This is a genomic window from Kordia periserrulae, assembly GCF_003054265.1.
GTDB classification, from domain to species: domain Bacteria; phylum Bacteroidota; class Bacteroidia; order Flavobacteriales; family Flavobacteriaceae; genus Kordia; species Kordia periserrulae.
The window spans coordinates 907,162-919,249 of the sequence record NZ_QBKT01000001.1 but is presented as its reverse complement, the minus strand read 5'-3'; the positions used below and the strand labels follow the sequence as shown (position 1 = coordinate 919,249).

The following is a 12,088-nucleotide window of genomic DNA, read 5'->3' as shown; positions in this document are numbered from 1 at the left end:
TTTATTCTTTTACTTCAATGAAATTACTACTTGTCAAACATCCATCGTATAATCGGTATTCTTTTTTCATTTGCTTTTTAGAGAGTAACTTCGTTGACCAAGGATTGAAGCGCCAAATATTGAAAAATCGTATGATTTCATTTTCATCTTTTACTTCTTCATATTGTTGTACAACTTCATAAAAAAATGTTCCTGTGTAAGGTGTGTTCGCTCTGTGGCCAAATTTTAAATAAGTTTTATACTCCCTGTTTGATTTTTTAAGTGTGTTTTGTTTGCAAATTTCAATAGCTTTTTCTTTAGTGATAGTGAATTTTCCTTTTTGTGCGTGATTTATTTTAGTAAGAATTAACGATTTTTCCTTTAGCTTTCCAACAGAATCTAATTCTAAAAAAATCAAATCGTTATACAACTCATGATCAGATAATTTGACATCGTAACTTATTGAGAATGTATTTGGTTTTTGGTGTATAGGTTCTATCCAACTTCCTAAATATGGGTCTTGCATCCAATATGTGCCTTTTTTGCACGTTTTCAATCGATTAAAGGATGTGCTTCCGTCAAAATTGAAAACGATATTATTGTCAAAAAATTCTTTTCCAAAAATGTTCAGTAAAATGGTGTCTGCTTTGGTTTTTATTTGGTCTTTGAGTGGTTGATATTTGAATTCTTTTTTGTTGTATTTCCAAGTGTGTTTGTCATAGTCAATCGTATATAACCAAGTTCCATCTATTTTGTACTTAGACCATTTTCCCATGTATTGTTCATTTTTTCGAAACCAACCTTCTGTATGGATTTTAGTAGTGTCTTTTATATACCGAACGCTATAAAAAATAGAATCTTTATGGAGATATGTTTCTTCCCAAATTCTGTATTCGGAGTTTTTTGTTATTTCTACTTTTGTGGAATCTGTCTGAAGAGTTGTGGTACTGTACTGTGCAAATCCGGTTAAATAAAACAGGATTGCTATCAAAAGAAAGAGATAGTTTTTCATAATATCATAAACGGAAAACTTTTTGATTAGTTGTCTATTAGCTTTAAAAACCAAAAATCCGTTAGCTACAAAAGCAACGGATTTCTGTTTTATGATATATTGTTTTGAAACTTTGTGTTATGGGTGGAGACTTTGTTGGAACTCCTCGTGAGATGCTGAATCAAGTTCAGCATGACGTAAATTATGCTTTATATTCTTTTACTGCATCAATAAAGGCTTTGGCATTGTCTAGTGGAATATCAGGCAAAATTCCGTGCCCGAGATTGACAATGTATTTGTCTTTCCCAAACTCGTTTATCATTTGATGCACCATTTTTTTAATTTTTACAGGTGACGAATATAAACGTGTTGGATCAAAGTTTCCTTGCAACGTAATGTTTCCGCCAGTTAAATAACGTGCATTACGAGCCGAACACGTCCAGTCAACACCTAAAGCCGCGGCGTTTGATTGTGCCATGTCTTGTAGTGCAAACCAACACCCTTTTCCGTATGCAATGACAGGCGCATCGTCTTTTAGCGCTTCAATAATTTGATTGATATACTGCCATGAAAATTCTTTGTAATCCGTAGGCGATAACATGCCGCCCCAAGAATCAAATACTTGTACTGCATTTACGCCTGCTTTTACTTTTTCTTTTAAATACGCAATCGTCGTATTGGTAATTTTTTGCAATAACATGTGTGCCGCAACAGGATTGGTAAAGCAGAATTTTTTGGCTTTGTCAAAGTTTTTACTGCCTTGACCTTGTACACAATAACACAAAATTGTCCACGGCGAACCTGCAAAACCAATCAATGGAATTTCGTCATTGAGTAATTCTTTCGTGGCTTTGATCGCTTTGTACACATAGTCCAGTTCCACGGTGACATCAGGCACAATAACATTGTCTACATCTTGTTGCGTTCGAACAGGATTTGGCAAATACGGTCCAAAATTTGGCTTCATTTGCACTTCGATGTTCATCGCTTGCGGAATCACTAAAATATCTGAAAATAAAATTGCCGCATCCATTCCGTAACGACGAATAGGTTGCACGGTAATTTCACTTGCCAATTCAGGTGTTTGACAACGTGTAAAGAAATCGTACTTGCGTTTAATTTCCATAAATTCAGGCAAATATCTTCCCGCTTGACGCATCATCCAAACAGGTGGACGTTCCACCGTTTCGCCTTTTAATGCTCTTAAGAATAGGTCGTTTTTTATCATTTTTTTTATTAGTAGTGAGATGTTAGTATTGAGAATTTAGATTTTTCTCAGTTCGCTACCAACATTTCAGTTGTCATTCCTGCTCTTGCATTGAGCTACATCGAAATGTAGGCAGGAATCTATATATTTTTATTTCAAATTAGTTATTTCAAAGCACTTCTCGATACTATTTTTCTATGAAAAATCACTCGAAGTGACGTTTTACTTTTTGTTAGTATTGAGAATTTAGATGATTTCCTGTCATTCCTGCGCAGGCAGGAATCCATTTACGTATGGACAAAAATCTCAATACTCACATCTACATTTTTATTTCAAAGCACTTCTCGATACTATTTTTCTACGAAAAATCACTCGAAGTGACGTATGATTTAGCAAAGATTCTAGTGTCCTTACTAATACCTAATACTCAACACCTAACGCGCATACTGCGCATTCACTAACTCAATCACACTTTCTACTGTTGGCATTTTTGCGACACGGACATCTTCAAAGTGTTTTTTGGCTTCTTTGGCAGTGGTTTCTCCTATGCAATATGCAATACCTTTTGCTTTGTTGGCAGACAAATAACTTTGAACGGTAGACGGACTGTAAAACATCACGCCTTCAATGCCGTCTTGCAATTTTTCAGCGTCTTTTATGGTTTTGTATGCGTGTACTTCGGTGACTTCTATATGGTTTTCTTGTAAAAATTTTGGCAATTCATCCAAACGAATGTCGCTACAAAAATACGTTGCTGTTGTACCTTCTATATATTCCACTAAATAGTCGGCGAGTTGCTTAGCGTTTCGTGCCGATTTTTTTACAGGACCAATTTTTTGCTCAATGAGCTTTTTTGTTCTGCGCCCAACACAGTAAATATTTTCAAATTGCAATTTGGAAGCCGGAAAGTTTTGAACCAACGCTTCTACTGCATTTTTACTAGTGATGATGACATTTTTAATTGGTTTCTGAACTACTTGCGGCTTGATTCTATTCGTGCTGATTTTGATGAAATCGCTGCTTTCGGTAACAATTCCGTCAGCAAATAATTGTCGTTGCGCTTCGGTCAATAATTTGGTAGAATACACATTGATTTTCTTCCCTGAATTCTTGATGTCGTCCATCAAACGTTTTCCACCACGTTCAATGATGTAGTCCGAACAGTATTTTGCCAATTCGTGATGTTCACCGACTTTTTCATAGCGGGTTACATAAATTCGCTTCGTGCCGTCGGTACTTAGCAATACACCTTCAAGCGTTACAATATCATCTTTGATATACGCAATAGCGCCAATGGGAGCGGTACAACCACCTTCTAACAAATTGAGAAATTTACGTTCAATCGACGTACAGATTTCTGTTTCTTCATGATTGATTTCCGCACAGATATCACGCACTTCCGTATTGGCTTCCAATGCCGTAATCATAATCGCGCCTTGTGCTGGTGCTGGAATCATCCAATCGAGATTCACGGAGTTTTCTGGTCGTAATCCAATACGTCCAATTCCCGCAGCAGCGAAAATAGCGCCATTCCAATGCTCGTTATCTTCTAATTTCTGCAAACGTGTATTGACATTTCCACGTAAATCTTCAATCGTGTGTGTTGGATATCGGTTGAGCCATTGTGCTTTTCGGCGTAAGCTTCCTGTGGCAATGACGGCGTTGCGTTGTGATAAAAATTCTTCGTTCTTTTTAAAAACCAACGTATCACGCACATTTCCACGTTTTAAAACGGCAGCTTGCACGATGCCTTTTGGCAAGATTGTAGGCACATCTTTCAAGGAATGCACCGCAATATCAATGTCGCCATTCAACATGGCAATATCAAGCGTTCGCGTGAAAATTCCTGTAATTCCGAGTTCGTATAAAGGTTTGTCTAATACTAAGTCTCCTGTAGATTTTACAGGCACCAATTCGGTGGTGTGTCCTAAAAATTCGAGTTGTTCTTGTACGACTTTGGCTTGCCACAATGCGAGTTCACTATCTCTAGTCCCGATTCTGATATGTGTACTCATAGCGAGTTATTTTCCAATTGAAATACTTTTTGTATCAAGGCTACACTTTCTTCTGAAGTTGTATTATCATCTTTGAGATGATTGGCAAATTGTGTAGTTATTTTTTGAATGATTCTATTGCTGATGATTTCCGCTTGTGATTCGTCAAAATCATTAATTTTTTTGCGTTGGAAATCGAGTTCAGCATTTTTGATTGCCGTTAATTTTTGTTTTAACGCTTTGATAGTTGGTGCAAACTTACGCGTTTCTAGCCACGAATTGAACTCAGATTTTACTTCAGCAATAATAGCTTCTGCTTTGGGAACATCTGCTTTTCTACGCTCTAAAGTTTCATCGGTAATTTGCGATAATGCATCTAAATGAACTAAATTTACATTTTCCAATTCCGTTACATTACGTGATACATTTTCAGGAATCGATAAATCTAAAATTAAGAGTTCTTTATTTGTTAAAATGTCTTCTTTAGAAACTGTTGGGCGATGTGCGCCTGTAGCCACAATTAATACATCTGCTTTTTGGATTTCTTCAGAAAGTGCTGCGTAATCTTTTACGGTTAGGTTAAACTTACCTGCAATTTTTTCAGCTTTGTCTTTGGTTCTATTAATGAGTGTAATGTGATTGTTTTTGGTATGTTTTACCAAATTTTCACAGGTATTGCGACCAATTTTCCCAGTTCCGAAAAGGAGAATGTTCTTTTCAGAGATATTTTCAACATTTCTTAAAATGTACTGTACCGAAGCAAACGCTACGGATGTCGCGCCAGAAGAGATTTCAGTTTCGTTTTTGATACGCTTGCTCGCAGTAATGACCGCATTGACCAAACGCTCCATAAAACCGTTAATCAATCCAACTTTTTGCGACGCTTTGAATCCTTTTTTAAGTTGCGAAATGATTTCAAAATCACCTAAAATTTGACTATCCAAACCACTTCCAACAGAAAACATGTGATTGATAGCGTCTTTGTTTTTGTAGATATACGCTACTTTTTCAAACTCTTCGGCTGTTCCGTTCGAGTAATCACATAATAATTTGATAAATTGACATGGATGTGAAGCAAAACCATAAATTTCTGTTCTATTACACGTAGAAATAATCAACGCGCCATCACCAATATGTTGTACTTTTGTCGTTTCAAGAATGGAAGCTTGTGCAGTATCGGTCAAACTAAATTTACCTCGAATATGCGCCTCAGCTTTTTGATAGCTAAGACCTACACAGTAGAAAGAATTATGTTTTGAAATATTGTATTGCTTCATGAGGATTCAAAATCGATAACAAAAATATTATTCAAAGTGAAATAAAAATAACGCTCAAAGGACTTTTTATGTCGTTATAAGTTTTTTAGATGTGATTCTTCTGAAAAACATCTAGAATGTTGTAATTTTACTGCAAAATAAGGCTTTTTAGGCTATCTAACATAGAATCGTTCTAAATAAGATAAAAACAGGTATTTCTACTTATGGAAGAAAAAAATAACGCTCAAAGTACTTTAAAAGAAACTCAGGTTGAAGATGGTTTTTACATTTTAAAGCTTCAAAATGATAGTGATGAAACCCAACAATTGATACGTGAAATTGATAGTAGTTTTATTCAATTTCATTTTTGTGTGAAGGGCGAATGTAAGTTTAATTTTAATAATGGGCGGTATTCGTTTAACGTGCTGGACGAGCATGCGCTATTGCTGTATAATCCGCAAACAGACTTGCCAATCAATGTAGATTTAAGTCCGAAAACGTGGTTGATTTCGGTGTTGTTACCGATTAAAAAATTTCACTCGTTATTTTCTACAGAAGCCAATTATATTCACTTTTTAGACGCGGATAAGAAAGACAAAAAGTATTACGACAATAAGAAAATAACGCCGATTATGGCGGTTGTGCTCAATCAGATGTTGAATAATAACATGCATCCGTCCATCAAAAAATTATATTTAAAAGGCAAAGCGTACGAATTGCTGAGCTTGTATTTTAATAGAAGTGAAGACGCCGATATTGAGCAATGTCCGTTTTTGGTAGATGAAGAAAACGTATTAAAAATTCGTCGTGCAAAAGATATTGTGATTGCAAACATGGCAGAACCGCCAAGTTTACAAGAACTCGCTAATGAAGTCGGACTGAATATTAAGAAGTTGAAAGAAGGCTTTAAGCAAATTTACGGCGATTCTGTCTTTAGCTTTTTGTTTGATTATAAAATGGAATACGCGCGTAAGTTGTTAGAAACCGGAAGTTACAACGTAAACGAAGTCGGACTAAAAGTAGGTTACAGCACGGCAAGTCATTTTATTTCTGCGTTTAAAAAGAAGTACGGAACTACGCCCAAAAAGTATATTTTATCGAGTGCTGGTTAGTACACGTTTTATTTTTACATTACTAAAATACTAGCGCGAGTTTGTACACTCGCGCTAGCGTATAAATACGGTACTTTTGCGTACTATCCGCAATGGTATTTTCCGTAGTCCTGGTCTGTTTTGGCGTGCTATTTCTGTCCAAATTTGTGTTTAAGAAAAGGTGATATCTGAAAAACCTATAACGAGTAAGAAACACAATTAAATAGCAATCGTATGGAAACAAACACCATTCAAACCACCATGCTTGGACTTTTGGAAACATTAGTACAAAAATCACTCATTACCAACGAACAATTTCAACAATTACAACAAGATTTTACACCAACTTCACACATTGATGCTGCTATAGATTGGGCAGATGTACGAAAGTTATTTTTTGACAACGGAGTTACGCCAAACTTTACAGTAGAGCCGATGAACTCTGCCAATTTATGTCCTACATTTTTTCCTGTGTTGCGAAGCATCAACGCGTTGCGATTACAATTTAATGAAGATATTTCTATGCAATCGCGAAAAAAGCGCTACACCGAAATTTTAGAAACCATTCGAAAAGTGATTGGTTATCATGTAGGTGCGGTTTCGGAATCAGGCGTTAAAAATATTGCTTTAGTTCGAAATACAAGTGAAGCTAACAATCAGCTTTCAAAAGGCTATAAACATTGGGAAGGCAACGCAGTACTTTTGTGGGACGAAAATCATCCGACAAATAATAATGTGTGGAAATTAAGAGCGACTTCCACCAAAAAAGTAAAGATGTTTTCTTTAAAAGACGTTGATTTTTTCAATAGTACAGATGCTGAAATCACGAAAGAAATCGGCGATGTTATTATTGATGCTATTAGACAATCGAGCGAAAAAATTGTGATGCTGAGTTTTTCAGAAGTTTCCAATATTTCTGGAATTTGCATGCCTTCCAAAGAAATTGTAGCACGAGTTCGAGCGGAATATCCAGAAATTCATATTCATATTGATGGCGCAGTAAGTTGGGGCGGATTGGAAATTAATTTGAAAGAAAAAAATGGTGTTAAAGGTGTAGATTGTGACAGTTTTGCGTCTAGTTCGCACAAATGGTTGATGGGACCTTTTGAAACAGGCATCTTTTACATGAAACCTGAACGCGCGCAAAATTTTGACATTAGCATTCACGCGTATGACGGAAAAATTGGATTTAGCGATACGATACCGAATGATACTTCACGATTTGAATTGCTTGGACAACGCGACGAAGCCAATATTTATGCTTTGGGGCAAACCATTGCCACGCATAATAGAATTAATGGAAGCAATCCAAAACGTATAGAAGAACGCGTTAAATTTTTACAAGACGATTTACGAAAAAAGTTAGTATTGATGGCGGAAAGACTTCGTGTGAAAGTTGAGCATATAACGCCAATTTCTCAAAAGTTTTCCAATGGCGTGACGGTATTTAGCATCACAACACCAAACGGCGCGATTAATCATGAAAAATTATACAATGATTTGTATGGAGAAAAAAACGAAAAGAATCGTTTTGCGGTTGGGTTTATTCCTGAAAGAAAAGGTGACAATCCGCATCCGGAAGCGTTGCGCATTTGTCCACATATTATGAATTTACCTAATCAAATTACGGCAGTAGTGCTTAAAATTGCGAGTCTCATCCAAAAAAATCATACCATAACAATAGAAGAATTAAATGCAGTAACGCAAGAAGAAGTATTGAGTTAATTTAACGTGAGTTCGATATAACTATTCTATTATGTGGCTGATTACTAATAGATTATGCTCAATGTCAAATCGAGCATTATCGTAGATACCGAGCGAAGCTACCGAGATTCCTTTGAAATTATCAATTCCTAGCTGTTCTCGACTGCGCTCGAACTGACAATTAGTTATTTATCAGTGAATTATGAATTGCATGGTGATTTCTTAAGTCGAACTCACGTTAATTTAGAACAAGCTAGCGCGAGCTTCAAACTCGCGCTAGCAATTATTTCCAAACAGTATAAACGTCGAAACAAATCTATATCATTAAAATTGTAACAATCCGCTAATGCGCCTTCGCTTATTATACTTTACACGTTCTACAGCTTCTTCAAAGAGTTCTTCGTCAATTTCATTCCCGTAAATGCGCTTTCCTCTTGAATTGTCGAATGAATATGGTTCAATTGTCAACTCAGGTTTGTCAAGAAAAGCGACATAATGCAATTTTTGCATTTCGCCATAGCGATTTTCTTCTTTAGTTTCAAAGAAATAAATCGTAATATCTCCATCTTCGTTGTGTACTTTAATCGTTTTTACAAACGAAATAGTGTCTTTTTCTTTATCGAGTCCTAAGTGACTTACCAATCCAGCTTTTGCATAGCGTTGTTGGGTTTTTAACGAATCGGGCACCATACCGAGCAAGTCTTTTTTTCCGAGTTTCCACAAGGTAGTTGCCAATGCTTTTTCTTCGTACAAGGTTTTCTCTTTCAACTCTTGCGGAATGGATTCTTTATGTTCAACTAGCAAAGCAAAATAAGTTGTCAATGCAGCTCTTGATTCTGTTGTAACCAATTTGTTGTAAAAATCTGTTACATTTTTATCTTTTCGATACGGAAATAGCAACTTTACATAACGTTCTAAAGCATCATTTCCTTTAAAATAGTTAGATTTTCCTAAGTTTCGCTTTATTTCAATCTTTGCATCAGTCAACAACTGATGTTTATATTTTTTGTACACTTTTGGTTTTACGTAATTGCTATCGCACAGTTGTGTCAGCAACTCGTAAATCGGTGTTTTATATTCTTGAATGCTAGAATATTCAAGCAATTCTGGGAACAATTCTTTTTTGAGTTCCAAGTTCTTTTTTCCAACTTTAAAAAGTCTGCTAGTCGCTTTGGACTCTAACGGAAAATCCTTTTTTAGTACCTCCAATATCAGCTTGTGAGATGCTTCATTTTCTTGAAGCAACAGCATTCTTAAAATAGCGGTTTGCGTTGTTGGTTTGTCGTATGCTTCCACATACAAATTTTTGATAAACGGATAAATACGTGGATTTTTCAATTTCCCCAACGAAGTAATCAGGTAGTTTTTGATGTTTTCACGATCTTCAGGAAATTCATGTGTTTTTAAAAGATGCATGATGGCTTCTGCATGCTTATCTGAAAATTTGATATTATCGTATGATTGCAATACAATACTGTCGTTGTTTTTAATACCATCAAAGAAAATTCCCGTTTTATCTGCAAAGACATCTTTTCCAAGCAAGGTATCTTGCGGTGTAAATGTGTCATAAAAGTTTTTGACAAATTCCGAACGTTCTGAAATGGAATCTTCCAGCGTTGATAACATATACAATACTCCTTTTTTTAAAATGCTTTTTCGGTAGATGCGCTTGGCACTTGCGGTGTCTTTTAAAATATACGTACTTATGTACATATCATTTTTTTGCTCAAGTTTCTTATCTTCAATCACAAGCCTCGATTTGTAAAAACGTTCCATTCCATTCCATACGCTATCAATATTGTGAAACATTTGCAAGTCGTGATATTTAACTCTGCTTACAAATATTTGTTCATTGCTTTTGGAAGTATATGTCGAAAATTTTTGCTCCTCATTATACGGCTTTTTATCCGTATTAAATCGCGATTTGTACGAGCGTTGCGCCAATGGTTGCTTGGTATTTGTCCATACAGAAAAATGCAAAGCAGTGTCAATAACTGTTTTAAATTGCTCGTATTTTGGTGTTTTTAGTTTGAACGAATTAAAATAAGTTTTCGCTTTTAGAGCATCATTCCCAATAAAACCAAGCAAATAATAACTTTCGTCTTTTACAACCGTTTTTAAATAGATTTTTTTCTGTGTGATGGAATCCACAATCGCAGAAGATTCATAACTTTTATAGCGAAAATCAACAAACTCACCTTGCAGCTTTTCAAGGTCTAATTTCTTGTAAAAATTCTCGTGAATATACTCAGCTTCAAACGCATCTTCTTCAATATACGAAAGGTCACTTACAAAGGCTTCCTTAAAAAAATAATATTCGTCATTTACAGCCGCTTGCAATAGCTTATTTCCTGCGTTTTTAGTATTGTCAGAAATATAATTGGCTGGAAACAAAAACTCGTATTTATGATATTCGGACGTGTACGTTTTCAATGCGTCAGAAGGTTTTTGAAACTGAATTGATTCGAAAATTTCCTCTTCGTATTGCAGCACAAAATCTTTTTTTCCACCAAATTTGATGACAATTATTTCCAGCGGCGTTTTATAAATATGATACTTTTGGTAATCGCCTTTTTTGGTTTTGTTCACAATGCTAAATCCTGGAAACGGACTTGTAAAGTTTTCTTTCGAAATAATATCGCCAGGAATATCTTCATACAACAACGGATCAATTTCTGCTAAGGTGATTGCTTCTTTTTCTTTTTTCTTTGGAAAATAATCGTAGGTATTCAATCGTGTAATGGTCAAATACGCGCCATTAGTCATGTCGGGTGCGAGGTAGAATTTTTGTTCTTTATACACAAACTCTCTAAGTTCGTCAAAAGTTTTAATCGTAATAAAACCATCGGGCGTGCTATACGTATTTAATTTGGGCGCTATATATAAATCTTCCAAAGCTACTTTGGCTTTCAGTGCATAGTCTGTTTGTTCAGAAGTTAGCGGTTTTACAGTGTAGCCAAGATTTTCCAGCATTTGCAACATGCCTTTTTCACCAGCCAAATGTGCCGCACCAACACCAGCAAACACCGTTTTGTGTTGCATCAGCGAATCCATCACACGTACCATATTTTCATTGCGTTTGTACAACATGTGTTCGCGATAAAAGTTGGTATTGACAGCAGCTCCAATAGAATCGAGCAATTCGATATTTCGATCGCGGTACGCATCTTCTTGAACTTTGTAGCGACTTTGATCTTTAAACATTTTTTGTACCCATTCATCAGGTTTTTTCTTCATGGGATTATAGGCTGCGCGCGATGTTAAATACCGTGATTCTTTAATATCTTCTAAGCTGATAATGGGTTTGTTATTCTTTTTCCCAGCTTGATAAATAAACATATCTAAGTAGGTTTCTTCCTCAAAATCGTCTGCGCCAGCTTGCTTTCGATACAAATATCCATTAATAATTCTGTTGTCAAATCGGATGATACGTCGCACTGCTTCTTTCTCAGGAAACTGCGGATTAAAATTTCGGTCGTAAAAATTATTGTAGTCATAATCTCTAGGTGACATATCAGACATTTGCTCATAATTATGCGCCAACCACGTAGTCGGATCAGACTCCAAAGCCACCGTTTCAGCAGCTTCTAAGGCTTTAAAAAACACGTCGTCCAATCGGAAAGCGACTTTCTTGCTTACGTGCATCGTTCCATACAAATAGGATGGTTTTTCCATGCCGTTTCCAGAAACTTCCCAAAGTAGACTTTGTTTTTCTTCTTGCGCAACTATAAAAGTGGAACAACACAGAAATAAAAGAGAAATATAAAATCGCATAAAAAGGGTAGAAAATTTAATGGTAATCGTGTTATCGGTAAAATGTCAACTAATGTACTAAAGATATAAATTCTATCGTGTTAACGGAATCA

At 35.8% G+C, this 12,088-nt stretch carries 7 protein-coding genes; 2 read left to right on the top strand and 5 right to left on the bottom strand.

The features are described 5' to 3' along the window. Nucleotide 1: 1 nt before the first annotated feature. The 4 genes from C8N46_RS03900 to hemA form a co-directional block, all read right to left on the bottom strand. Nucleotides 2-970 carry a hypothetical protein gene (locus C8N46_RS03900; RefSeq protein WP_146169720.1) on the bottom strand — a complete coding sequence of 323 codons (969 nt, stop codon included), beginning with the start codon at nucleotides 968-970 and terminating at the stop codon, nucleotides 2-4. A 202-nt stretch (nucleotides 971-1,172) separates the two neighbouring features. Then, nucleotides 1,173-2,198, bottom strand: coding sequence for a uroporphyrinogen decarboxylase (gene hemE, locus C8N46_RS03895; RefSeq protein ID WP_108113528.1), 1,026 nt, complete (start codon nucleotides 2,196-2,198; stop codon nucleotides 1,173-1,175). Between the two features lie 413 nt (nucleotides 2,199-2,611). After that, the gene (hemC, locus tag C8N46_RS03890) at nucleotides 2,612-4,192 is read right to left on the bottom strand and encodes a hydroxymethylbilane synthase (RefSeq protein WP_108113527.1); all 1,581 of its coding nucleotides are present in this window, start codon (nucleotides 4,190-4,192) and stop codon (nucleotides 2,612-2,614) included. After that, the gene (hemA, locus tag C8N46_RS03885; protein ID WP_108113526.1) at nucleotides 4,189-5,448 is read right to left on the bottom strand and encodes a glutamyl-tRNA reductase; all 1,260 of its coding nucleotides are present in this window, start codon (nucleotides 5,446-5,448) and stop codon (nucleotides 4,189-4,191) included. Before hemA ends, hemC begins: the two co-directional genes overlap by 4 nt. Before the next feature lie 203 nt (nucleotides 5,449-5,651). On the opposite strand from hemA, the gene C8N46_RS03880 reads away from it, so the two are divergent. Both C8N46_RS03880 and C8N46_RS03875 read left to right on the top strand, forming a co-directional pair. Beyond that, nucleotides 5,652-6,539 (top strand): helix-turn-helix transcriptional regulator, encoded by an 888-nt coding sequence (locus C8N46_RS03880; RefSeq protein WP_108113525.1) that lies wholly within the window; start codon nucleotides 5,652-5,654, stop codon nucleotides 6,537-6,539. Between the two features lie 213 nt (nucleotides 6,540-6,752). Further along, nucleotides 6,753-8,243: an aminotransferase class V-fold PLP-dependent enzyme gene (locus tag C8N46_RS03875; protein ID WP_108113524.1), complete on the top strand. Its 1,491-nt coding sequence runs from the start codon at nucleotides 6,753-6,755 to the stop codon at nucleotides 8,241-8,243. A 303-nt stretch (nucleotides 8,244-8,546) separates the two neighbouring features. Here the strand turns inward: C8N46_RS03875 and C8N46_RS03870 are convergent, their stop codons facing one another. Then, entirely contained in the window at nucleotides 8,547-11,996 is a 3,450-nt protein-coding gene (locus tag C8N46_RS03870) for a TraB/GumN family protein (protein WP_108113523.1), read from the bottom strand. Between the last annotated feature and the right edge of the window lie 92 nt (nucleotides 11,997-12,088).

Coding starts and splice junctions, on each gene's coding strand:
- hemE (WP_108113528.1), bottom strand. CDS start 2,198: ATGATAAAAAACGACCTATTCTTAAGAGCATTAAAAGGCGAAACGGTG.
- hemC (WP_108113527.1), bottom strand. CDS start 4,192: ATGAGTACACATATCAGAATCGGGACTAGAGATAGTGAACTCGCATTG.
- hemA (WP_108113526.1), bottom strand. CDS start 5,448: ATGAAGCAATACAATATTTCAAAACATAATTCTTTCTACTGTGTAGGT.
- C8N46_RS03880 (WP_108113525.1), top strand. CDS start 5,652: ATGGAAGAAAAAAATAACGCTCAAAGTACTTTAAAAGAAACTCAGGTT.
- C8N46_RS03875 (WP_108113524.1), top strand. CDS start 6,753: ATGGAAACAAACACCATTCAAACCACCATGCTTGGACTTTTGGAAACA.
- C8N46_RS03870 (WP_108113523.1), bottom strand. CDS start 11,996: ATGCGATTTTATATTTCTCTTTTATTTCTGTGTTGTTCCACTTTTATA.